Below are 22,215 nucleotides of genomic sequence, written 5' to 3' on the forward strand. Positions count from 1 at the left end.
TTCAACAGCGACACTGCTGCTTAGCCCTCAGAGCTATGCCAAGTCGAAGCGGCCCAGGTTCATCACCTTGGTCCACACGGCCACGAACTTGTTCACAAACTTCTCCTGGGCATCGGAGCAGGCGTACACCTCGGCCAGAGCACGCAGCTCGGAGTTGGAGCCGAAAATCAGGTCGACGCGGGTGCCGGTCCACTTCACAGCGCCGGTTTTGCGGTCGCGACCCTGGAAGGTGTTCTGGGCATCGGAGGTGGCGCTCCAAGTCGTGTTCATGTCGAGCAGGTTCACGAAGTAGTCGTTGGTCAGAGCACCCGGGCGGGTGGTGAACACGCCGTTGGTCGAGCCATCGTAGTTGATGTTGATGGCCCGCAGGCCGCCAAACAGCACCGTCAGCTCCGGCGCCGTCAGGGTCAGGAGCTGGGCTTTGTCGACCAGCAGCTCCTCGGCCGCGGCTTTGTGATGAGGCTTGAGGTAGTTGCGGAAGCCATCGGCAGCCGGCTCCATCGCAGCGAAGGACTGCACGTCGGTTTGCTCCTGCGAGGCATCGGCGCGGCCCGGCGTGAAGGGCACCGTCACGGTTTGGCCGGCGGCCTGCGCGGCCTGCTCGATGCCGACTACGCCGGCCAGCACGATGAGGTCGGCCATGGAAACCTGCTTGCCGTCGGCCTGCGCGCCGTTGAACTCGCGCTGAATGCCATGCAGGGCTTGCAGCACCTGGAGCAGTTGGGCGGGGTTGTTCACTTCCCAGCTGCGCTGCGGGGCCAGGCGCAGGCGGCCGCCGTTGGTGCCGCCGCGCTTGTCGGAGCCGCGGTATGACGAGGCCGAGGCCCAGGCCGTGGAAACCAGCTGCTGCACCGTGAGGCCGGAAGCCTGGATTTTACCTTTCAGGGCGGCCACGTCCTGGTCGTTCACCTGCGGATAGGTCACGGTCGGGATGGGGTCTTGCCAGAGCAGCTCTTCGGTGGGCACTTCGGGGCCGAGGTACCGCTCCTTGGGGCCCATGTCGCGGTGCGTCAGCTTAAACCAAGCGCGGGCGAAGGCATCGGCAAACTCATCGGGGTTCTCGTGGAAGCGGCGCGAAATGGCTTCATACACCGGGTCGGCCCGCAGGGCGATGTCGGTGGTGAGCATGAAGGGCGCGTGCTTCTTCGAGGGGTCGTGGGCGTCGGGCACGGTGCCAGCCCCACCGCCATTCACGGGACGCCACTGGTGGGCACCGGCGGGGCTCTTGGTCAGCTCCCACTCGTATCCAAACAGGTTGTTGAAATAGCCGTTGCTCCATTCAGCGGGCGTGCTGGTCCAGGCGCCTTCCAAGCCGCTGGTGATGGTGTGCTCGGAGTGGCCTTTGCCGAAGCTGTTGCGCCAGCCCGTGCCCAGCTCTTCGAGCGTGGCGCCGGCGGGCTCCTTGCCTACGTACTCGGCGGGGCTGGCCGCGCCGTGGGTTTTGCCGAAGGTGTGGCCGCCGGCAATGAGGGCCACGGTTTCTTCGTCGTTCATGGCCATGCGGCCGAAGGTTTCGCGGATGTCGCGGGCCGAGCGAATGGGGTCGGGCTCGCCGTTGGGGCCTTCGGGGTTCACGTAGATGAGGCCCATCTGCACGGCGGCGAGGGGGTTATCGAGCTCCCGGTCGCCGGTGTAGCGCTTGTCGCCCAGCCACTCGGTTTCGGGGCCCCAGTAGATGTCCTGCTCGGGCTCCCACACGTCTTCGCGCCCGCCGCCGAAGCCGAAGGTCTTGAAGTTCATCGATTCCAGGGCGCAGTTGCCGGCCAGAATCATGAGGTCGGCCCAGGAGATTTTCTGGCCGTACTTCTGCTTGATGGGCCACAACAGCAGGCGGGCCTTGTCGAGGTTGGCGTTGTCGGGCCAGCTGTTGAGCGGCGCAAAGCGCTGGGCGCCCGAGCCAGAGCCGCCGCGGCCGTCGCCGATGCGGTAGGTGCCGGCGCTGTGCCAGGCCATGCGGATGAAGAACGGGCCGTAGTGGCCGTAGTCGGCCGGCCACCAGTCCTGCGAGTTGGTCATCAGGGCGTGCAGGTCCTGCTTCACGGCGTTCAGGTCCAGCTTCTTAAACTCCTCAGCGTAGTTGAAGCCGGGCTCCAGCGGGTTCGACTTGGCGTCGTTCTGCCGCAGAATGCTCAGCTTGAGCATATTGGGCCACCACTCGCGGTTGGTGCGGCCCCCGCCGGCGGTTTGCTTCACGGCGCCGTAGCCAAAAGGGCATTGGGCAGCCGGCTCGTTCAGTTCGTACAGAATGGAATTTTCCGGGGGAAGGTTGTGCGGATTTTGCATCTTAAACAGGTGGTTTTACTTAGTCTTTCTATAATGCGTAAAGCGCCCGAAAGTTTGCGCTTTTATTTGGAAAGCAGGCGGGCAATTCGGCCGATGGTTGGGGCGAGCGGGCAGAAGCTCGGCTGGCGTCGCTCAGTGCCACGGCCGCGCGTGCGAAAGGCCGCCGCCACCGGCCGTTTCGCCGTAGCGGAGCGCCTGAATCCGCAATTCCCGACGGCTTCGCTTACCTTCAGGCCATGCCGCCTTTCCGCCACCACGTCTTCTCGTCTCGCCGCCTGTGGCTGCCTCTGGTGGTGCTCATCAGCAGCTGCGCGGCCCGGCCGCCGCACGAAACCGGCGCGTTCCGCGCCCCAGAGCTGGTAGAGCTGCAGAAGCTCGACCCCACCATTCGGTTGGACATCCGCTACGCCACCGCCCGCAATTTCGTGGGCCGGCCCGTGTACACGCAGGCCCGCGCCTTCCTGCAACGCCCCGCCGCCGAAGCCCTCGTACAGGTGAACCAAGAGCTGGCGCCGCTGGGCTACCGCCTGCTGGTGTTCGACGGCTACCGCCCCTGGCGCGTCACCAAAACGTTCTGGGACATCACCCCGCCCGATAAAAAGGAATTTGTGGCCGACCCCAGCAAAGGCTCGCGCCACAACCGCGGCTGTGCTGTCGACCTGAGCCTCTGGGACGTCGCTGCCGGCCGGGAGGTGCCCATGACCGGCGAGTACGACGAAATGAGCCCCCGCTCCTACGCGGCCTACACCGGCGGCACGCCCGAGCAGCGGGCCGCGCGGGATTTGCTACGCCACCACATGGAGGCGCATGGCTTCACGGTGCTCCCGGCCGAGTGGTGGCATTTCGACTATAAGGACTGGAAGGCTTATCCGATTCAGGACGTGCCGTTTGAGAAGTTGTAAGCCGATAAACAAATAGCCCTCGCAGCAGAAATTGCGAGGGCTTTTTCGTGGTGAAAAGCGTTACGGGTTTGTCGACCACATCCCCGCTTCTTTGATGAAAATGCGGCGGTTCAGCTTCAGCTGCGACACGATGAACTCGGCCAAATCTTCGGGCTGCATCACCTTATCGGGGTTGCCGTCGGTGAGGTTGTTGCCGATGGCCAGGGGCGTGGCCACGGTGCTCGGTGTGAGGGCCGATACGCGGATGTTGTGCTTGCGCACTTCCTGCATCAGAGCTTCGGTGAGGCCCATCACGGCGAACTTGGAGGCGCTGTAGGCGCTGCTGCCGGCCGCGGCCCGCAGGCCCGAGGTGGAGGAAATGTTGATGATGTCGCCGGTCTGACGCTGCATCATGTCGGGCAGCACGGCGCGGGTCACGTAGTAGGTACCGAACACATTCACCTGGATGATGTGCTCCCACTGCTCGGGCTCCATCTCCAGAAACTTGGCGAAGCTGCCAATGCCGGCGTTGTTGATGAGAATGTCAATCGGGCCGAGCTCCTGGTGGATTTTGGCCACGGCCACGTTCACGGCGGTGCGGTCGGCCACGTCGGCCACGGCGGTGGCGCAGGTGCCGCCGGCGGCCAGGATTTCGGCGGCCAACTCTTGCAAGTCGCTATCGGTGCGGGCCAACAGGCCTACCTGCACGCCTTCGGCGGCCAGGGCGAGGGCCACGGCGCGGCCAATGCCTTTGCCGGCGCCCGTGACGAGGGCAATTTTTCCTTGTAGGGATTCCATGGGGTGTTCGGAAGTTGGTTTGGGAGGTGCTACAACCAGTCAGAACGGAGGTTTGTTGGCATTGTTCTGACGGGCGCCTCACCCCCGGCCCCCTCTCCTCGGGGAGAGGGGGAGCCAGACGTCCACGCATTGCTGGTGTAACTCTCGCTGAGGAAAGGGGGTCAGAGGGGAGGCGCCCGTTAGAACAATATCCTGCCGGCTAGTGCAGGTGCTTGGTGAAGTCGCCGTACATCACCCAGTCTTCCCAGCGCTTGCGGTAGGGCGCCACCTTGCCACGCAGGTATTTCTCTATCATCAGGCCGGCGGCGGGGGCGGCGCTGGTGCCCCCGAAGCCGCTGTTTTCGATGAACACGGCGATGGCGATTTTGGGGTCGTTTACCGGCGCGAAGGCGGCGAAAGTGGCGTGGTCAAAGCCGTGGGGGTTTTGCACGGTGCCGGTTTTGCCGGCCACCGAAATGCCGAACTCGGCCAGCGAAGCCAGGTTGCCGGTGCCGCCGTTGCCGTCCACCACCTGCTGCATGCCGGGGATGATGTACTTGAACAGCGTGGTGTCGACGGCCGTGTAGTGCTTCTGGCGGAACTGCGGCAGCGGGCCGCCATTGCCCACGCTGCGCACGAAATGCGGGGTGTAGTACCAGCCGCGGTTGGCAATGGTGGCCAGCACGTTGGCCATTTGCACGCCCGTGATGCCGATTTCGCCCTGCCCGATGCTGAGCGAGTACACGTTGCGGTAGCTCCAGCGGTGCTGCCGGTTTTCCTTCTTGTTGAAGAACTTCTTGTCGTAAAACTCCGGCGACGGAATCAGGCCGCGCTTTTCTTGCAGCATGTCCACGCCCAGCTTTTCGCCCAGGCCGAAAGTCTTCACCATCTTCTGCCACTGACCCAGGCCGATGCGGGTGTCGTCGTACTTGTTGGGGGCCTGGCCGCGCAGCACCGCCGCCTGCATCACCTGATAGAAGTAGGGATTGCAGCTATTCTTGATGGCGATGCTCACGTTGGAAGGCCGCTCGTGGCGGTGGGTGCAGCGCACCAGCCGCTGGTTGCATTCGAAACCGGTGCCGGGTTGCACCACGCCCAGCTGCAGGGCCACCAGCTCGTTCACCAGCTTAAACACCGAGCCCGGCGGGTAGGTGGCCATCAGCGGGCGGTCGAACAGCGGCTGTTCAGGGTTGTTGAGCAGTTCCATGTAACGGTTGCCCGAGCCCTTGCCCGTCAGCAAATCGGGCTTGTAGTGCGGGGCCGACACGAAAGCCAGAATCTCGCCCGTCTTGGGGTCGATGGCCACAATGGAGCCGCGGCGGCCCGCCAGCAGCTTTTCGCCGTATTCCTGCAGCTCGGCGTCGATGCTCAGGTGCAGGTCCTGCCCGGCCACCGACAGCGTATCAAACTCCCCGTCGCGGAATTTGCCTTTCTCGATGCCGCGCACGTTCACCATCTTGTACTGCACCCCGCGGCGGCCCATCAGAATGGGCTCGTAATACGATTCCAGGCCCGAAATGCCGATGTTTTCGCCGGGCTGGTACTTGGCGTATTTGGGCTTTTCGAGCAGCGCCGGCGTGATGGAGCCCACGTAGCCCAGGGCGTGGGCTAGGTTGGGCGTGCGGTAGGCCCGGGCCATGCGCGCCTGAATGCGGAAGCCGGGGAAGTCCATCAGGTTGTCCTGAATGGCCGCCAAATCGCGCGTGGTCAGGTTTTGCACCACCGGCGAGGGCTTGTTGCGCGAGTACTTTTTGGCTGCTTTCAGGCTGACGCGCAGGTCTTCCTGCGGAATCTGCAGCAGCTGGCAGAAGCGAGCCGAATCGAGCCGCTTCACTTCGCGCGGCACCACCATCAGGTCGTACACAGGCTCGTTTTGCACCAGCAGCTGGTCTTTGCGGTCGTAAATCAGGCCGCGGTACGGAATCTGCACCAGGCGTTGCAGCGTGTTCTTGTCGGCGGCCAGCTTGTAGGTGCCATCCAGCACCTGCATGAAAAACAAGCGCGTCAGGAACACCAGCACCACCACCAGGAAGATGCCCTGCACGACGTATTTACGGCCTTCGAGATATTGCATAACTCCTCTTTCCTGTCATCCTGAGCGCAGCGAAGGACCTTCTTCCGCTGGCTGTATTACTCCCTGCAATTCGTTCCTCGGTGAAAAGGTCCTTCGCTGCGCTCAGGATGACAGGACTTTACATGAAATCTAGTTCCTCCCCCGCCGCACCGGGAAAAACAGCAGCTGCACGATTAACAACGACAACCCGGTAAAGAGTGCACTCACCAGCATTTTGCCCAGCGTGAGGCCAAAATGGTGAAAGCTGCCCAGCTCCAGCACGAAGAAGGCGGCATGGTGCAGCAGCACCAGCAGCGTGAGGTACACGCCAAACCATTGCCAGCCCATCTGGTGCACGTTCACGGCGTCGGCCGAGTCGTAGCCGTCGCGCGGGGTGAGCAGATGCAGCACCCACGGCCGCAGGAAGCCCAGCAGCACCGCCGCCGACGCGTGCAGCCCGCCGGTGTCATAAAAGATGTCCATCGTCAGGCCCATCGCAAACGACAGCAGCAACTGCACCACAATGGGCGTGCGCAAGGGCAAAAACAGCAGAAAGCCCAGGTAGAAAAAGCACCAGCCCAGGTCGAACAGCACCAGCCGGCTGATGAGCATCACGTGCAGGCCCGCGTACAGCGCAAACCGCAGAATCTGAACGAATAGAAACCGTAGGCCGCTCATTTGCGCTTCCCTCCTTCCGGCAGCATGCCCGCGCGGGCCTCCACGGTGTCGCGCTCGGCCCGGGGCCGGCTCGTCACCACGTACACGTATTGCAGGTTCGCAAAATTGACGCCCAGCCGCACCCGAATGGTCCAGAAGTTCTTATCTGGCTCCTTCACAAACGAATCGATGGTGCCAATAAAAATGCCTTCCGGAAACACCGCGTTGTAGCCTGAGGTCACTATTGTGTCGCCGCGCACCAGCTTGGTTTCGCGCAGCACGTTGTCGAGCAGGGCGTGGGTGGGGTCGTCACCCTGCCACTTGATGGTGCCGAAAGTGCCGTCGCGCTTGATTTTAGAGGCAATGGTCGTTTTGGAATGCAGCACGCTGGCCACCGTAGCATAGTGTTCGGTCACGGCCTGCACGCGGCCGGCCACGCCGTTGGCGGCCACCACGCCCAGTCCGCGCTGCACCCCGTCGGCCGCCCCCACGTTCAGGGTGAAGAAGTTGTCCACATTGCTGAGCCGGTTATTGATAACCCGGGCCGGAATGAGGGGATAACTCGGGTTACGGGCCGGCAGGCGCTGCAGACCGATGAGCAAAGTATCGGGCTTGGCCGACGGCCGCTGGTAGCGCACGCGCCGCAACGAGTCGGTGCGCGCCGGGGGCACGGCCACCGAGTCGGCCTCGCGCCGCACGGAATCGGGCGGATACAGCTGCTGGCGCAGGGCTGCGTTTTCGGCGGCCAGCTGCTGGTTCAGCTCGGCCAGGTGGAAGTAGTCGGTAATCTGGGTGCGGCGCTCCAGCACCACGCCCGCATAGGAATTGGCCGAGTTAAAGAAAGCTGCCCGCTGGTACGAGTTATTCGTGACGAACAAATACAGGCTAACCACCTCCAACAAGCTAAACACCAGCACCCCGCGGAAGCGATACAGGAAAAGAAACAGATTCCGCACGGGTGAACAATTATTTAAAAGAACGTCATGCTGAGCGCAGTCGAAGCATCTCGCGTGCTGGAGTAAGGAGTTACTCTCGCGGTAGAGATGCTTCGACTGCGCTCAGCATGACGGGCTGGTGGTTTCGTTCTGGAATTACGTCAGCAGCACGCCTTTGAAGGCCTGAATGTCCTTGATGGCCTTGCCGGTGCCGCGCACCACGGCACGCAGTGGGTCTTCGGCAATGTGAATGGGCAGTTTGGTTTTGGCCGCGAGGCGCTTGTCGAGCCCGCGCAGTAGCGCGCCGCCGCCGGTGAGGTGAATGCCGTTTTCGTAAATGTCGGCCGAGAGCTCGGGCGGCGAGATTTCGAGGGCCTTCAGCACAGCTTCTTCGATTTTGGCCACCGACTTGTCGAGGGCAATGGCGATTTCTGAGAAGGTTACCTTGATAACTTTCGGAATGCCGGTCATCAGGTCGCGGCCGCGCACTTCGTGGTCGGGCGGCGGCACGTCGAGCTCGGTCAGGGCGGCGCCCACTTCGATTTTGATGCGCTCGGCCGAACGCTCGCCGATGAGCAGGTTGTGCTGCCGGCGCATATAGTCCAGAATGTCCTGGTTGAACACGTCGCCCGCCGTCTTAATCGACTGGTCGCACACGATGCCCGACAGGGCGATAACCGCAATTTCCGTGGTGCCGCCCCCGATGTCGATAATCATCGAGCCCACAGGCTGCTCCACGTCGATGCCGATGCCGATGGCGGCGGCCATGGGCTCCTGAATCATCCAGACTTCCTTGGCGCCGGCGTGCTCGGCCGAGTCGCGCACGGCGCGTTTCTCCACTTCCGTAATGCCCGAGGGGATGCAGATGACCATGCGGTGCGAGGGCTGAAACAGCCGCGTGCGCGTGTCAATCATCTTAATCATGCCCTTAATCATTTCCTCAGCGGCGTGGAAATCGGCAATTACCCCGTCCTTCAGCGGGCGGATGGTGCGGATGTTGTCGTGCGTTTTTTCGTGCATCTGCTGAGCCTGGCGGCCCACGGCGATGACTTTGTTGGTGGTGCGGTCTTTGGCGATGATGCTCGGCTCATCCACCACGATTTTGTCGTTGTGGATGATGAGCGTATTGGCCGTGCCCAGGTCGATGGCGATGTCGCTGGTCAGGAAATTAAAGAAACCCATTGAATTATATGCAATAAGGCGAAGCGCTGGCCGGGGCCGACGCGAAATAATGGGCAAAGGTACGGAAGGTTTGGGCGGGGTTGGTAAACGGGATTATGGGATTCTGCCAAGGGCACCACCCGGCCAGACAACCGACCCAAGCCGGTCATTATGAGAGGAACGCGGCAAAACGCAGCAATCTTGCTCCTATTGCCACCAGCCCTAAATTGTGCTGAAGTTTCCAGCTTAAAGCACAAACCCCGGCGCTTTTGCAAGGCCGGGGCTTGTGGGTTTGGGAGGCTCCTTGCCGCTAGTGCTTGAAATGCCGCACGCTCGTGAGCACCATGGCCATGCCCAGCTCGTCGGCGGCCCGGATGCTGTCGGCGTCCTTGATGGAGCCGCCGGGCTGCACCACGGCCCGAATGCCGGCCGCGCCGGCAATTTCCACACAGTCGGGGAAGGGGAAGAAGGCGTCGGAGGCCATTACGCCGCCGTGCAGGTCGAAGCCGAAGGCGCGGGCCTTCTCAATGGCCTGGCGCAGGGCATCGACGCGGCTGGTCTGGCCCACGCCCGAGGCCAGCAATTGGCCGGCGCGGGCCAGCACAATGGTGTTGCTCTTGGTGTGCTTGCAGATTTTGGCGGCAAACACTAGGGCCTCCGTTTCCTCGGCCGTGGGGGCCGACTGCGTGACGGTGCGGAAATCGGCGGCCGTCTCGGTCTGGCGGTCGGCGTCCTGCTCGATGATGCCGTTGAGCAGGGTTTTGATTTGCTTCTGCGGAAACTGCACCGGTTTTTGCAGCAGCAGAATGCGGTTTTTCTTGCTTTGGAGCACGGGCAGGGCCTCGGCGGCGTAGCCGGGCGCAATCAGCACCTCAAAAAACAGTTGGTTTAGCTCGGCGGCGGTGGCCGCGTCTACTTCTTTATTGACGATGATGACACCGCCGAAAGCGGAGGTCGGGTCACAGCTCAGCGCGTTCACGTAGGCCTCGCGCAGGGTGGCAGCCTGGGCCACGCCGCAGGCGTTGGTGTGCTTGAGGATGGCGCAGGCGGGCTCACCGTCGGCAAACTCGGCCATGAGGGCCACGGCAGCGTCCACGTCCACCAGGTTGTTGTAACTGAGCTGCTTGCCGTGCAGCTGGTCGAACAGCGCCGACAGGTCGCCGTAGAACGTACCGGCCTGGTGGGGGTTCTCGCCGTAGCGCAGCGGCGTGGCGGGCTGGGCGCTCTGGCGCAGGGCGGTGCCGGCCACGGCCGTGCCCTGGCTCACGTACTTGAAAATCTCGGTGTCGTAGTGCGAGGTGGTGGCGAAGGCGGCGGCGGCGTAGTGGCGGCGGTCCTCGAGGTCGGTGGCGCCGTTTTTCTGGGTGAGCAGTTCGGTCACGGCCTCGTACTGGTCGCGGCTGCTGATTACCAGCACGTCGCGGAAGTTTTTGGCGGCGGCGCGCAGCAGGGAGATGCCGCCGATGTCAATTTTCTCGATAACGTCCTGCTCTTCGGCGCCGCTGGCCACGGTTTCTTCAAAGGGGTAGAGGTCGACCACCACCAAATCGATGGGCGGGATGCCGTGCTGCTCGGCCTGGGCCAGGTCGCCGGCTTCGTGGCGGCGGTGCAGGATGCCGCCAAACACCTTGGGGTGCAGCGTCTTCACGCGGCCGCCAAACACTTCCGGAAAGCCCGTCAGGTCTTCCACGGCGGTAACTTCAGCGCCCTCGTCTTCCAGGAATTTCTGGGTGCCGCCGGTGGAGTACAGCGTCACGCCGTGCTGCCGCAGCACCTGCACCAGGGGCGCCAGCCGGTCTTTGTGGTACACGGAAAGTAAGGCGGCGCGAATGGGGCGAGACGACATAAAACGAGGGAAAAAGCTGGGCACAATTGCCGCCGCGAAGGTACGGAGCCCGTCGGGTGGCCTCCTAGCGTCAGCGTTACCGAATTATTAGCTCCACCGTGGGCAGGGCCGCACTGTGGCCCAGGCCGAACAACGGGGCGCTTTTTACGGTATAGCCTGTTCCTTCCACCCCGAACTGATAAGCCCATGTCGGCCGACTTTTTACCCTTCGCCGCGTCTGCCCCCGACGGCACGGACGCAGCCGCTCCGGGCGCCGAGCCGGCCGCGCCTCACTCCCCGGCCACGCCCGCACAGGCCGAAGCCGCTGCCGCCGCACTGGCACCGCGCCTGTTTGCCCAGGCCGCAGCCACCGACGAGGTGGGTGCGTTTCCGACCCAAGAATTCGGCTGGCTGCGGGCCGCTGGGCTGCTCACGGCCGCGCTGCCGCCGGCCCTGGGCGGCGCGGGCCTGCACGAGCCGGCCGCCACGCTGCCCCTGTTGCACACGCTGCAGCACATTGGGCGGGGCAACCTGGCGGTGGGCCGGGTGTTTGAGGGCCACGTGAATGCGCTCATGCTCATTCAGCAGCTGGGCACTACCGCGCAGGTGGCGCGCTACGCTGCCGATGCCCGGGCCGGGCGGCTGTTTGGGGTGTGGAACACCGAAGTACCGGCCGACGGCGTGCGCCTCGAAGCCCTGCCCGATGGGCGCTACCGCCTGCACGGGGCCAAAACCTTTGCCTCGGGCGCGGGGCAGCTGGCGCGGCCGCTCATCACGGGGGCACTGCCCGATGGGGGCGGCTGGCAGCTGTTTGTGCTGCCGGCCGATAGCCAGGCTCCGGCGCTGGACCGCTCGTTCTGGCGGCCGCTGGGCATGCGGGCCACGGCCAGCTTCCGGGCCGATTTGACGGAGCTGGAAATCGGGCCCGACGACCTCATTGGCCCGCCCGACGCTTATTACCAGCAACCAGCGTTCAGCGGCGGAGCCATTCGGTTTGCGGCGGTGCAGCTGGGCGGAGCTGAGGCTGTATTTGAAGAAACCCGCGCCTTTTTGCGGGGCCTGGGGCGCATCGACGACCCCTACCAGCGCCAGCGGCTGGGCGAAATGGCCATTGCCTTGGAAAGCGGCCGCCAGTGGGTACGCGGTGCCGCTGAGCATGCCGCCCGTCCCGATGCTACCGAAGAGGCCGAAGCCACCGTAGCCTATGCCAACATGGTGCGCACGGCCATCGAAACCATTTGCCTCGACATGCTGCGGCTGGCCGAGCGCTGCGTGGGCGCCCGCGGCCTGCTGGAACCCCAACCCTTCGAGCGCCTGCACCGCGACCTGACCCACTACCTGCGCCAGCCCGCTCCCGACGGCGCCCTGGCCGACGTGGGCCGCTTCGTACTCGAAGGCAAAAACTTCGTAAGCTAGCCGGTGCCTGAACCGCAGTTTCCCTTGGCTGACGCTATTCTTCCCTTCGACACGTATCCGATGCGGCCTTCCGGCTTCGCGGCCACGATGGGCCCCACCGTGGTGGTGGCCCCCCACCCCGACGACGAAGCCCTGGGCTGCGGCGGGCTGCTGGCGCTGCTGCGGCAGGCCAACGTGCCCGTAGCCGCCGTGCTGGTGAGCGACGGCAGCATGTCGCATCCCAACTCCATGCTGTTTTCGGCCACCGCCCGGCGGGCCGTGCGCGAGGCCGAGTTTCGACATGCCCTCACCCTGCTGGGGCTGGACGATGACGAGCCGCTGCTGCTGGGTTTGCCCGATGGCCGCGTGCCCGGCGCAGTGGCCGAACCTGGGTTTGCTGAAGCTGTGGCGCAGCTGCGGGCATTCTTAGAATCGCACGCGGCCTCCACCGTGCTGGTGCCCTGGCGCCGCGACCCCCATCCCGACCACCGCGCCACCAGCCGGCTGGTGCAGGCCGCGTTGGCCGAAATGCCCCGGCCGCCCCGCCGCCTCGAATACCTGGTGTGGGCCTGGGAACGCGCCGCGCCCGAAGACCTGCCCACGGCCGAGGATGGCGTGCAGGGCTTTCGTGTGAACATCGAGACCGGACTGCGGCAAAAACAGCGCGCCATCGCGGCGCACCGCTCGCAGGTGGCACCGGGCATTTTTACCGATGATGCCGAGGGCTTTTTGCTGTCTGAAGCCATGCTGGCACACTTCGCGGTGCCGGTGGAAGTCTATTTTGAAGCCGTAGCCCCATGAACCAGAACCAACCCAACACCTTACCGCCGGCTTACTTCGACCACGTGTACCAGGCCAACCGCGACCCGTGGAATTTTGAAACTAGCCCCTACGAGCGGGAGAAATACGCCGCCACACTGGCCGCCCTGCCCCGCCCGCATTACGCCGAAGCTTTTGAGATAGGCTGCTCATTGGGCGTGCTCACGGCCCAGCTGGCGGCCCGTTGCGGCCACTTGCTGGCGGTAGACGTGAGCGAAGCCGCCCTGGCGCAGGCCCGTGCTCGGTGCGCCAGCTTGCCACAAGTGGAGATTCGCCAGCTAAACGTGCCCGCAGAATTTCCCACCCAAACCTTCGACCTGATTCTTGTATCGGAGGTAGGCTACTATTGGTCGGCTGCGGATTTGGCGCGTTCGGCCGATTTGCTCCTTGCCGGCTTGCAGCCCGGCGGCCACTTACTGCTAGTGCACTGGACGCCTCCTGTGCACGACTACCCGCTGACGGGCGACGACGTGCACGAATTCTTTCTGGCCCAAACCGCCGAGTCTGGTCCGCTACGCCACCTGAGCGGACAGCGGCACGAAACCTACCGGCTCGACCTGCTGGAAAAACGCTGAGCTGCTGCGGTTCATTGGAACTATAGTGCCCTCCCGAATCAGCCGCGGCAACGCACGCAGTGCTTCCGACAGCGGCACCGGGGCCAGCACCAGCGCGGGGCTGTGCGCAGCTACCCATTCCCAGAGCGCCCCAAAAGTGGCAGCCCGCCGCACCTGCTGCTGCAGGGCGCCTTCGGGCAGATTCAGGCGGGTGAGCAGCGCGTCGGCATCGGCCCCTAGCTGGCCCTGCCAGTAGGCGCGCAATTGGCGACGAAGCTGCCAGCACCGGGCCAGCTGCACGGGGTTGTCGACGCGCGGCTCGCGTTGCTGCCGGGCCATGTGCAGCCACTCGCGCAACTGCCACGACAACCCCACCTCGACCCGGCCCTGCCGCCGCGCGGAGGTGAGCACCTGCACGGCCGGGCTGTGGCGCAGCCGCAAATCGTGCCGGCGCAGGGCTTGGCACAGGGCTTCGTCTTCCAGAAACCGTACTTCGGGCAGTCCGCCCACCTGGCGGTAGGCGCGGGCGGTGAGGGCCAGGCTGGCGCCAAAATGCTGGTGGTGGCGCGGCCAGGGGTCGGCGGGGATGGGGTCGATTTGATGTTCGAGGCGGGCGCACAACTGCCGGTAGGCGGCGTCGGCGGCCTGAATGCGGCGGAGCGGCTGCAACGCCGGCCCGCTCATTTTGGTGAGAATGCGGCCGCCCACGGCGTCGGCCCCGGCCAGGATTTCGGCCTGAATGGCCGCCAGCCAGGTGGGAGCTACGCAGGTGTCGGCGTCGGTGCTGGCAATGATGCCAAGCGGGCGGCGCACGTGCTCCAATCGATTGCAGGCCTCGTCCATTAGCAGGCGGCGGGCGCGGCCCACGTGGGCTTTAGCCGCCGGCAGGCATAGCTCGGCCACATGCAAGGTGAGGTGCGGCAGTCGCGTGGCCTGCTGCCGCACCACGGCCGCCGTTTTATCGGTACAGTTGTTGGCCAGCACAATGACCTCGAAGCTGCCCTGGGGGAAGGCACGGCCCTGCAAATCAACCTGGCTGGCCAACGCGGCCAGTGTAGCGGGCAGGTTGGCTACTTCGTCTTTGGCCGGGATGATGATGCAAGCGCGAAGCTCCGGCGCCGGCGCCGGCAGCTGCTGGCAAAGCAAACGGGCGCTACGGCCACGGCGCGGCGCGGGCAAAAGCCAGTTTGCCAAAGGGGCAGGGGCGGTAGCAGTGGCCTCGCCGGAGGCAAGGAAACGGGAAGGAGTAGCGTGGTCCATTGACCACTACTACGTCAGTAAATACAAAATGGTAGTGTTCAGCTTGGGTGCTGCTTGCGGGGCCAAACGCGTATCCTGAACCATGCAGACTGGCCTTGGGTTTGAAAACCAGCCAATTTACTTTTCCCGTCCACCGAGCCCAAATGTCTAAAAATTGTACACTTTTGGCGGCAGCTCCCTGTTGGCAGTAACCGGCGCGGCTGAACCGCGAATTGGCCTGCTTGCCGGGCGCACCAGCAGGGGATGAAAAACGACAAGCTCCCCAGTTGCCGGGGGAGCTTGTCGCAATATGGTTTTCAGCTGCTGGCGCAGGCTTAAAACGCCTCGCCAATGGCGAAGAGGATGCCGGGCTTGCTGCCCGTGCCACCAGCGTAGTCGAGGCGCAGGTTCACCCGGTCGCGGCGGATAAAGTTGAAGCGAATGCCCGCCCCGCCGGCCACTTTGGTGTCGTTTAGGGCAAATTTGTCGATGTAGTTGTTCACGTTGCCCACGCCGCCGAACACGGCCCCGTCGAACCGGCTCAGCACGCTGCCGCCGTTGGGGAACAGCTTGTGGCGGATTTCGGCCTGAAACATAATCATCTGCCGGTCGCGGAAGCGCTGCTCGTAGATGCCGCGCATCAGGTTGGCGTTGTTGTAGAGGGTGCCGCCGAGGTTGGCGCCCAGGCCGGCCAGCTCGCGAAACGGCACGTCGCCGGTGTGGAACTGCCCAAGGAACTGCGCCGCTAGAATGGTGCGGTTGGAACCGAGGGGCTGAAAGTGGCGAGCATCGAGCTGGTAGCGCACAAAGCGGTAGTCGGACCCCAGCCCGGTGCCGTTGAAAGTGACGCCAAAATCGAGCAGGTTGCCTTTAAAAGCGGCCAACGGCACGTCGCGCGTGTCGTAGGAAATCACCGGGCCGAGGCCCGAGATGCGGGTGGCCTGGCGCTCGCGCTCGGTCACGCGCGGGTCGGTGTAGAACGCGCTGGGGCGGTTGTTGTCGGTGTTCGTGCCCGGCGATTCCACTTTGCCAATGTTGGTGAAGCGGTATTGCGCGCCAAAAAACAGCTTGGGCGCAATCTGCTTCTGCAAGCGCTGGTTGATAATGAACAGCTTATAGGCCGTTTCTGACTCATCGATGCTTGCCGAAGCGGGCCCCTTGCCGTAGTAGTAGAGCAGGATATCGTAGGCACTGATTTCACCGTTCAGGTAAAATTTCTCGCCGGGCGTGTACACCGAGTGCACCAGCTGAATCAGCGACTGGCCCTCGGTGGTGGTCCAGTACTGCAGGCGGGCGTTGGAAGGCCGCGTGAGGGTATCCTCCGAAAAACGGCCGCTGAGCAACGCGCCGAGGCCATAGCCCAGGCCCGTTTCGGCCTGGTAAAACAGCACCGGGATGGGCAGCAAGCTCAAGCGCCCGCTTTTGCCTAACTGGCCAAAGGATTTTGTTCCCAAGGCTGCCCTGGTGGCCAGCGGGGCCAGGCCGTTGCCGGGCGAAGTGTAAACGGAATCGAGGGGGGCAGCCGGCTGGGCAGCGGCGGTAAAAGCCAGCCCGGACAGAAGCAGGGCTGCGAGAGAAAAGCGCATGGGAGCGGCGGGTAATGGATGAATTGCCCTATCAACGGATTACACCGCGCTACGGTTGGACATTGGTGCTTCGCCAGCGCCCCACCCGCCAAATTATTCGTCCCAGCGCAAGCGCTTTAGTACCTTGCCACGGCCGAGGTGCTCGGCCACAAGCTCGGCGGCGTCGGCGGGCCGCACGTTGCCATACACCGTGCCTTCGGGGTACACAATGAGGGCCGCCCCGGGCCCTTTTTTGCAGCCTTTGCACAGGTCGAGGCAGTCGCAGGTTTGCACCTGGGTGCGCACCTTCTGGCCGTCAACCACCTGTTTCTTGAGGTTCTGGTGTTTGAGCTCTTTTTTCAGGGCTTTGGCCACGTCCTCCCCCACCCCGGACTTTTGGTTGGTGCACACAAACAGGCGGCGGTTTTCGCTCATGGGGAAGGGAAGCGGAGAAGAGTTAACAGGACGTCATGCTGAGCGCCGCCGAAGCATCTCGCGTGCAATAGTAAACTGATTACTACCCCACGCGAGATGCTTCGGCTGCGCTCAGCATGACGTTCTTAACGTAGAATGTACTCACAATTCAACCCTACGCCAGCCCGTGCCAATGCCGGTTCTGCAACTTGTACGCAGCCAGCTCGCGGTTCGACCACAGGGTTTGGTAAATCTGCTGGTCGCGCACCAACTGGGGGTCTTTTTCCATGAAGCCGAGCAACTCCTGCAGCAGTTCTACCGCCTCTTCCTTGAGGAAATAATACATCCAGTTGTCGAGCCGGCGCACATTCACCAAACCTGCATTTTTCAAGTACGATAATTGCCGGCTGGTTTTGGTCTGGGTGAAATCCAGCACCTGCTCCAAATCGGCCACCACCATTTCCTTGTTGCGCCACAGCAGGTGCAGGATGCGCACGCGGCTTTCGTCGCCCAACGATTTAAAAAGTTGCTGCCCAAAAGCAACCGTGAAATGTTTCAAGCGCATCTGCTGTCTGTGTGAAGGGGCGGGCGCCCTTGGTTCTTCCGCCCAAAGTTACCGATGGCCCCGCCCCGGGCGCCGTATATTTGTCTACTTGACTGTTGAACATGCCTGACTTCTTGCGCTTTCGCCGCTTCTCTTTGTTTTTCGCCCTCGTGCTGGTGGGCGGGCTGCTGCTGGCGGCGCCCTCGGCCCACGCCCAGGGCAAGCGCAAAATCATTCAGTTTACCGGCATCGTGGCCACCGGCGACAGCCTGCTGGGCGTGCCCGGGGCCACCATCTACGTGCCCAAAGCCGGCCGCGGCACCTCCTCAAACGCCTACGGCTACTTCTCGCTGGCCGTGCTGGCCGGCGACAGCATCATCATCCGCTCGCTGGGCTACGCCAACTACACCGTCGTGATTCCGCGCGACTACCAGCGCCAGAGCTACTCCGTGGTGGTGCAGCTGACGGAGGACGCCACCGTACTGCCCGAAGTGCGCGTGTTTCCCTACACCACCGAGCGCGACTTCAAGAAGGCCTTCCTGGCCTTGCGCCTGCCCACCGAGAAAGGCAGCGCCGCCGCCGACAACCTCAACCAGGAGCTCATGGACCGCATTTTCCGGACCCAGCCCATGGGCGCGGTGGCCAACTTCCGGCAGACCATGCAGAACCAGCAGTACAACCAAGACGTGCGCGCCGGCTTCGGGCCCAGCACCTACGCCAACAACCCGCTGCTCAACCCCTTCAGCTGGCTGAAGCTGGTGCAGCAGGTGAAAAGCGGCGAGTTCAAGAAGAAATACAACGACGACTAATACCTCGTCGGTAGGGCGCCCGCGGGCGCGTTCGAGCAACTTCCGGCCAACATTTGGGGTAAAGCACAGGTTTCTACTTCGCTTTATTTCAAGTTTATGGATACGAATCTTCCCGTTTCGGGCAATCCGCGCGTAGTCATCATCGGCTGCGGTTTTGGCGGCCTGCGCCTGGCCAAGGCCCTGCGCAAGGCGCCGGTGCAGGTGGTGGTGATTGACCGCAACAACTACCACAACTTCCAACCGCTGCTGTACCAGGTGGCCACCGGCGCCCTCGAAGCCGACAGCATTGCCTACCCCATCCGGAAGATTTTCGCGGGTCAGAAAAACTTCTTCTACCGCATGGCCGACGTGCACCGCGTGGAGCCCACCACCAACACGGTGGTGACCAGCGTGGGCGACATTCGCTACGATTACCTGGTGCTGGCCACAGGCTCGCTCACCAACTTCTTCGGGCTGGAAAGCATTGAGCGCAACGCCATGCAAATCAAGAGCATCCCGAACGCGCTGAACCTGCGCAGCTTCATCTTCCAGAATTTCGAGAAAGCCCTGCTCACCGAAAACCCCGAAGAAAAGCAGGCCCTGCTCAACATTGTGGTGGTGGGCGGCGGGCCCACGGGCGTCGAAATCAGCGGCTCCTTGGCCGAGATGCGCAAGCATGTGCTGCCCAAGGACTACCCGGAGCTGGACCTGCGCGCCATGCAGATTTTTCTGGTGGAGGCCGGGCCGGCCTTGCTCGGGCCCATGTCGCCGGCTTCGCAGGCCGATGCCAAGCGTTACCTGGACGAGTTGGGCGTGAAAATCATGCTGAACACGTCCATCAAGAATTTCGAAAACTGCCGGGCCTACTATTCTGATACCGAATACATCCCGACCGAAAACCTGGTGTGGGCGGCCGGCGTGAACGGCGCCGAGGTGCCGGGCCTGCCCGCCGAGGTGGTGGCCCGCAACAAGCGCATCACGGTGAACCGCTGGAACCAGGTGCCGGGCCTGGCCAACGTCTTCGCCATTGGTGACGTGGCCAACATGGTGACCGACGACATGCCCCGCGGCCTGCCCATGCTGGCCCCCGTGGCCCAGCAGCAAGCCGACCACCTGGCCAACAACCTGCAGCGCCTGCTGCGCGGCGAAACACCCAAAGATTTCGTGTACAACAACAAGGGCGCCATGGCCATTGTGAGCCGCAACAAAGCCGTGGTCGACCTGCCCAAAAACATTCACTTCAACGGCTTCTTCGGCTGGTTTACGTGGCTGTTTGTGCACCTGATGACGCTGGTGGGCTTCCGCAACAAGGTGGTGGCCTTTGTGGACTGGGCCTTTAGCTACTTCAGCTCCGACCAGGCGCTACGCCTCATCATTCGCCCCTTCAGCCGCCGCGACGTGAAGGACGACAAGGGCAAGAAAAGCGCCGAGCACCGCACCGCCACGGTCGAGTACAACCCCACGCCACCCGCTATTCAGACGCCGGTAGCTGGGTGAGTTGAGCTGCCATTAAGAAAAAGAACGGTCATGCTGAGCGCAGCCGAAGCATCTCTACCGCGAAGAGTTATTATTTACTTACTCGGTAAGAGATGCTTCGGCTGCGCTCAGCATGACCGTTCTTTCTTCGCATTTCGCCCCTAGTTTACCGGCCCGGCAATCACCGTTTGCATGGCTTCCGGCGCCAGGTATTCCTGCGCCAGCTTGCGCAGGGTTTCGGCATCGGTGGCCTCGGTTTGCTGCACGAATTCCGTATAGTAATCGGCCGGCAGCCCCAAGAACACCAGGGTTTTGTATTTGTCGCACTGCTCAAAAACCGTCGACAGCTCGTTGGCGAACTTACCGAGCAGGTAGTTTTTCACCGTTTCCAGCTCCTCGGCCGGAATCAGCTCCTCCTGCAGGCGCCGCAGCTCCATCTCGATTTCGCTCACCGCAAAGTCGGCGCTTTCGCCTTTCACATCGGTACCGATAACCAGCGAGGTGCCCGACTCGCGCGGGGCCACGCTGGCGTAGACGCCGTAGGTGAGGCCCTTGTCTTCCCGAATGTTGCGCATCAGGCGTGAGCCGAAATAGCCGCCCAGCACATTGGCCAGTAGCTTCAGGCGGTGGGTGTCGGGGTGGGTGGGGCTGGGCCACAGGCGCCCCATGCGGATGGACGCCTGCAGACTGCCCGCTACGGGCACGCGGTCGGTGGCGGTGGGGGCAAAGGTTTCAACGGCGGCTACGGCTGGCGCCAGGGCCTGGCCCACCGCTCCGGCGCCAAAGGCAGCAGCCACTATTTCGCGCTCGGCGGCCACGTCGCCGCACAAGAACAGTTCGGCGTTGGCCAGCGCGTACGCCGTTTGGTGGAAGGCACGGGCTTGCTCGGCCGTGAGCGCCTGATACTCGTCGGCGTCAAAAGGACGGCCGTAGGCGGTATCGGCGCCAAAAAGCAGCTCATTGAAGCGCTCAGAGGCCAGGAAGCTGGTTTTCTGGCGCTCGACGCGCACGTTCTGGATGGTGCGGGTTTTGAGCTGGTCTAGCTCGCTGGCCGGGAAAGCCGGGTTCTGCAGCACGTCGAGCACCAGCGGCAGCAAAGCAGGCAGGTGGCGGGTGAGGCAGTAGAGCGTGAGCGTGGAGCGGTCGAAGCCGGCGTCGCATTCCAGCGAAGCGCCGTAGAAAGCCACTTCATCGGCAATCTGGCGGGCGGTGCGGGTGGTGGTGCCCTCAAGCAGCATGCGCGCCGTGAGAGTGGCCAGGCCCGGGCGCGGCTCCACGGTTTTGCCGGCCCGGAACACGGCCTGCAGGCGCACCACGGGCTGGGCGTCGTTGGCCAGCACGTGCAGGCGGGCGCCGCTGGGCAGAGTAAGTACGTCGGCCGCGGGCAGCGTTACGCGGGCCAGCGGCTGAACGGGAGGGGCGACGGTACGGTCGAGCATTCGGGAATCGATTGAATTCGAGAAAAAGTAAACAGAAAAAGAACGTCATGCTGAGCGCAGCCGAAGCATCTCTACCACGAGTGTAATTTGATTTACAACTGCGGTAGAGATGCTTCGGCTGCGCTCAGCATGACGTTTCTTATGCGCTCAACCACATCGGGTTAAGCCATTCGGCAATCTAGTTGCCGGGCGTGCCGCTGGTGCCGCCGGCGCCGTTTTCGTCAAACGCGTCCGACAGCTTGTTCAGGTTGAAGTGCAAAGACACCCGAATGGTTTGGGCCAGGGGGTTATTCTGCGAGTTGCTGCCCGTCGGAATCAGGTACGTGCCGTCGATGCCGAACACCTGGTAGCGCACGCCCAGACCCAGGCTGGCGTACTGGCGGTCGCCTTTGTCGGGCGCTTCGTAGAAATAGCCGCCGCGAGCGTAGAGCAGGTCGTTATAATTGTATTCGAGGCCGCTGGCGATGTTGATTTCGCGCAGCTCTTCCTTGAAGCCGCCCGGCGCGTCGCTGAACGAGGAGAACATAGCGCCCACAATGCCTTGTCTGTTGCGTTCGTCGTTGCGGTCTTTGATGCGCTGCAGCTGCGCCGAATTTGTAGGGGTAATCAGGTCTTCGTAGTACGGCGAGGGCACCAGCAGCTTGCTGGCGTCTACCGTAATCGTGATTTTGTTGTACTGGTCAATCTCGCGCGTGATGGCCGTGCCGAGCTTCAGCGTGGTGGGGAGGAAGCTGGGATTGGTGGGGTCGTTGTAGGTCATCTTGTTGCCGATGTTCGAAATCGCACCGCCAAAAGCCAGATTATACAGCCCCGTGCCAATGGTCAAATCCTTAGAGTAATACGCCCCCAGGTCTACGGCCGCCGAGTTGCCGGGGTCGGAGCTGTTGTTGTTCACGGCCCCAATCAAGTTGGAGTGGATGTAGCGGGCCGAGATGCCCACGCCGAAATTATCGGTCAGCTGCAGGCCGTACGACACCGACACTGCATACTCTTTGGGGTTGAAAGAGCCGTTGGGCAGGTTGTTGCCGGTGCGGTAGTCGATGGTGCCGAGGTCAAAATACATCAGCGAAGCGCCAAAGGCCGAGCGCTGCCCCACCTTGCCGTAGCCCGACAGGTACGACAGGCTCATGTCGTCGGTGATGTTGCGCAGCCAGGGCGAGTACGACGCCGACGCAGCGTACTTGTAAGGCACAAAGCCCAGCTTGCCGGGATTGAAGTAGCTGGAGTTGGCGTCGGGCGAGGTAGCCACGCCGGCTTCGCCCATGCCCGAGGCGCGCGCGTCGGGGCTGAGGGTGAGAATGGGCACGGCCGTGGTGATGGTGTGCTGGGCCTGCGCCGAGCCGGCCGAAGCCAGCAAACCGACTGCCAGCGCCAGGCGCGAACGGAAAGCGAATGATTGCATAGAGGTGG

Annotated in this window: 19 protein-coding genes; 6 read left to right on the plus strand and 13 right to left on the minus strand. The window is 63.2% G+C overall.

Going from position 1 to position 22,215, the window contains the following annotated elements:
- Window positions 1-33: 33 nt before the first annotated feature.
- On the minus strand, window positions 34-2,283 hold the full coding sequence (katG, locus tag MUN81_RS19545; protein WP_245113584.1) for a catalase/peroxidase HPI: 2,250 nt from the start codon (window positions 2,281-2,283) through the stop codon (window positions 34-36).
- Window positions 2,284-2,519: 236 nt separating this feature from the next.
- On the opposite strand from katG, the gene MUN81_RS19550 reads away from it, so the two are divergent.
- Complete coding sequence (locus MUN81_RS19550; RefSeq protein ID WP_245113586.1) at window positions 2,520-3,185, plus strand: M15 family metallopeptidase; 666 nt, start codon at window positions 2,520-2,522, stop codon at window positions 3,183-3,185.
- A 60-nt stretch (window positions 3,186-3,245) separates the two neighbouring features.
- Here MUN81_RS19550 and MUN81_RS19555 read toward each other — a convergent pair whose 3' ends face one another.
- The 6 genes from MUN81_RS19555 to purH form a co-directional block, all read right to left on the minus strand.
- Window positions 3,246-3,962 (minus strand): 3-ketoacyl-ACP reductase, encoded by a 717-nt coding sequence (locus MUN81_RS19555; protein ID WP_245113588.1) that lies wholly within the window; start codon window positions 3,960-3,962, stop codon window positions 3,246-3,248.
- Window positions 3,963-4,161: 199 nt separating this feature from the next.
- Window positions 4,162-6,015 (minus strand): penicillin-binding protein 2, encoded by a 1,854-nt coding sequence (gene mrdA, locus MUN81_RS19560; protein WP_245113590.1) that lies wholly within the window; start codon window positions 6,013-6,015, stop codon window positions 4,162-4,164.
- Between the two features lie 129 nt (window positions 6,016-6,144).
- The gene (locus MUN81_RS19565; RefSeq protein WP_245113591.1) at window positions 6,145-6,672 is read right to left on the minus strand and encodes a hypothetical protein; all 528 of its coding nucleotides are present in this window, start codon (window positions 6,670-6,672) and stop codon (window positions 6,145-6,147) included.
- Window positions 6,669-7,607, minus strand: a complete 939-nt coding sequence (mreC, locus tag MUN81_RS19570) for a rod shape-determining protein MreC (RefSeq protein ID WP_245113593.1) — start codon at window positions 7,605-7,607, stop codon at window positions 6,669-6,671. Before mreC ends, MUN81_RS19565 begins: the two co-directional genes overlap by 4 nt.
- 135 nt (window positions 7,608-7,742) lie before the next feature.
- Window positions 7,743-8,768 carry a rod shape-determining protein gene (locus MUN81_RS19575; RefSeq protein WP_046244199.1) on the minus strand — a complete coding sequence of 342 codons (1,026 nt, stop codon included), beginning with the start codon at window positions 8,766-8,768 and terminating at the stop codon, window positions 7,743-7,745.
- 289 nt (window positions 8,769-9,057) lie between these two features.
- Window positions 9,058-10,593, minus strand: a complete 1,536-nt coding sequence (purH, locus tag MUN81_RS19580; protein ID WP_245113595.1) for a bifunctional phosphoribosylaminoimidazolecarboxamide formyltransferase/IMP cyclohydrolase — start codon at window positions 10,591-10,593, stop codon at window positions 9,058-9,060.
- Between the two features lie 186 nt (window positions 10,594-10,779).
- Between purH and MUN81_RS19585 the strand changes: the two genes are divergently transcribed.
- The 3 genes from MUN81_RS19585 to MUN81_RS19595 are packed head-to-tail and all read left to right on the plus strand — an operon-like array spanning window position 10,780 to window position 13,361.
- Complete coding sequence (locus MUN81_RS19585; RefSeq protein WP_245113597.1) at window positions 10,780-11,988, plus strand: acyl-CoA dehydrogenase family protein; 1,209 nt, start codon at window positions 10,780-10,782, stop codon at window positions 11,986-11,988.
- Window positions 11,989-12,012: 24 nt separating this feature from the next.
- Window positions 12,013-12,768 (plus strand): PIG-L family deacetylase, encoded by a 756-nt coding sequence (locus MUN81_RS19590; RefSeq protein WP_245113599.1) that lies wholly within the window; start codon window positions 12,013-12,015, stop codon window positions 12,766-12,768.
- Window positions 12,765-13,361 carry an SAM-dependent methyltransferase gene (locus MUN81_RS19595; protein ID WP_245113600.1) on the plus strand — a complete coding sequence of 199 codons (597 nt, stop codon included), beginning with the start codon at window positions 12,765-12,767 and terminating at the stop codon, window positions 13,359-13,361. Before MUN81_RS19590 ends, MUN81_RS19595 begins: the two co-directional genes overlap by 4 nt.
- Here MUN81_RS19595 and MUN81_RS19600 read toward each other — a convergent pair.
- The 4 genes from MUN81_RS19600 to MUN81_RS19615 form a co-directional block, all read right to left on the minus strand.
- Window positions 13,299-14,534, minus strand: coding sequence for a glycosyltransferase (locus MUN81_RS19600; protein WP_245113602.1), 1,236 nt, complete (start codon window positions 14,532-14,534; stop codon window positions 13,299-13,301). The genes MUN81_RS19595 and MUN81_RS19600 overlap by 63 nt on opposite strands.
- A 380-nt stretch (window positions 14,535-14,914) precedes the next feature.
- Window positions 14,915-16,165 carry a BamA/TamA family outer membrane protein gene (locus MUN81_RS19605; RefSeq protein WP_245113612.1) on the minus strand — a complete coding sequence of 417 codons (1,251 nt, stop codon included), beginning with the start codon at window positions 16,163-16,165 and terminating at the stop codon, window positions 14,915-14,917.
- Between the two features lie 93 nt (window positions 16,166-16,258).
- A complete protein-coding gene (locus MUN81_RS19610) occupies window positions 16,259-16,579 on the minus strand; it encodes a (2Fe-2S) ferredoxin domain-containing protein (RefSeq protein ID WP_245113614.1) in 321 nt (106 codons plus the stop codon).
- 154 nt (window positions 16,580-16,733) lie between these two features.
- Window positions 16,734-17,123, minus strand: coding sequence for a metalloregulator ArsR/SmtB family transcription factor (locus tag MUN81_RS19615; RefSeq protein ID WP_245113615.1), 390 nt, complete (start codon window positions 17,121-17,123; stop codon window positions 16,734-16,736).
- Between the two features lie 101 nt (window positions 17,124-17,224).
- Between MUN81_RS19615 and MUN81_RS19620 the strand changes: the two genes are divergently transcribed.
- Together MUN81_RS19620 and MUN81_RS19625 are read left to right on the plus strand one after the other, a co-directional pair.
- Complete coding sequence (locus tag MUN81_RS19620; protein ID WP_245113617.1) at window positions 17,225-17,911, plus strand: carboxypeptidase-like regulatory domain-containing protein; 687 nt, start codon at window positions 17,225-17,227, stop codon at window positions 17,909-17,911.
- Window positions 17,912-18,007: 96 nt separating this feature from the next.
- Window positions 18,008-19,387: an NAD(P)/FAD-dependent oxidoreductase gene (locus MUN81_RS19625; RefSeq protein ID WP_245113618.1), complete on the plus strand. Its 1,380-nt coding sequence runs from the start codon at window positions 18,008-18,010 to the stop codon at window positions 19,385-19,387.
- Between the two features lie 140 nt (window positions 19,388-19,527).
- Here MUN81_RS19625 and MUN81_RS19630 read toward each other — a convergent pair whose 3' ends face one another.
- Together MUN81_RS19630 and porV are read right to left on the minus strand one after the other, a co-directional pair.
- Window positions 19,528-20,805 carry a pitrilysin family protein gene (locus tag MUN81_RS19630; RefSeq protein WP_245113620.1) on the minus strand — a complete coding sequence of 426 codons (1,278 nt, stop codon included), beginning with the start codon at window positions 20,803-20,805 and terminating at the stop codon, window positions 19,528-19,530.
- Window positions 20,806-20,983: 178 nt separating this feature from the next.
- Window positions 20,984-22,207, minus strand: a complete 1,224-nt coding sequence (gene porV, locus MUN81_RS19635; RefSeq protein WP_245113622.1) for a type IX secretion system outer membrane channel protein PorV — start codon at window positions 22,205-22,207, stop codon at window positions 20,984-20,986.
- Between the last annotated feature and the right edge of the window lie 8 nt (window positions 22,208-22,215).

Origin of the sequence: Hymenobacter sp. 5317J-9 (assembly GCF_022921075.1) — a bacterium.
Classification (GTDB): domain Bacteria; phylum Bacteroidota; class Bacteroidia; order Cytophagales; family Hymenobacteraceae; genus Hymenobacter.

Bases quoted from the DNA above. Each gene is read 5' to 3' on its own strand.
- katG (WP_245113584.1), bottom strand. From the start codon at position 2,283: ATGCAAAATCCGCACAACCTTCCCCCGGAAAATTCCATTCTGTACGAA.
- MUN81_RS19550 (WP_245113586.1), top strand. From the start codon at position 2,520: ATGCCGCCTTTCCGCCACCACGTCTTCTCGTCTCGCCGCCTGTGGCTG.
- MUN81_RS19555 (WP_245113588.1), bottom strand. From the start codon at position 3,962: ATGGAATCCCTACAAGGAAAAATTGCCCTCGTCACGGGCGCCGGCAAA.
- mrdA (WP_245113590.1), bottom strand. From the start codon at position 6,015: ATGCAATATCTCGAAGGCCGTAAATACGTCGTGCAGGGCATCTTCCTG.
- MUN81_RS19565 (WP_245113591.1), bottom strand. From the start codon at position 6,672: ATGAGCGGCCTACGGTTTCTATTCGTTCAGATTCTGCGGTTTGCGCTG.
- MUN81_RS19575 (WP_046244199.1), bottom strand. From the start codon at position 8,768: ATGGGTTTCTTTAATTTCCTGACCAGCGACATCGCCATCGACCTGGGC.
- purH (WP_245113595.1), bottom strand. From the start codon at position 10,593: ATGTCGTCTCGCCCCATTCGCGCCGCCTTACTTTCCGTGTACCACAAA.
- MUN81_RS19585 (WP_245113597.1), top strand. From the start codon at position 10,780: ATGTCGGCCGACTTTTTACCCTTCGCCGCGTCTGCCCCCGACGGCACG.
- MUN81_RS19595 (WP_245113600.1), top strand. From the start codon at position 12,765: ATGAACCAGAACCAACCCAACACCTTACCGCCGGCTTACTTCGACCAC.
- MUN81_RS19605 (WP_245113612.1), bottom strand. From the start codon at position 16,165: ATGCGCTTTTCTCTCGCAGCCCTGCTTCTGTCCGGGCTGGCTTTTACC.
- MUN81_RS19610 (WP_245113614.1), bottom strand. From the start codon at position 16,579: ATGAGCGAAAACCGCCGCCTGTTTGTGTGCACCAACCAAAAGTCCGGG.
- MUN81_RS19615 (WP_245113615.1), bottom strand. From the start codon at position 17,123: ATGCGCTTGAAACATTTCACGGTTGCTTTTGGGCAGCAACTTTTTAAA.
- MUN81_RS19620 (WP_245113617.1), top strand. From the start codon at position 17,225: ATGCCTGACTTCTTGCGCTTTCGCCGCTTCTCTTTGTTTTTCGCCCTC.
- MUN81_RS19625 (WP_245113618.1), top strand. From the start codon at position 18,008: ATGGATACGAATCTTCCCGTTTCGGGCAATCCGCGCGTAGTCATCATC.
- MUN81_RS19630 (WP_245113620.1), bottom strand. From the start codon at position 20,805: ATGCTCGACCGTACCGTCGCCCCTCCCGTTCAGCCGCTGGCCCGCGTA.
- porV (WP_245113622.1), bottom strand. From the start codon at position 22,207: ATGCAATCATTCGCTTTCCGTTCGCGCCTGGCGCTGGCAGTCGGTTTG.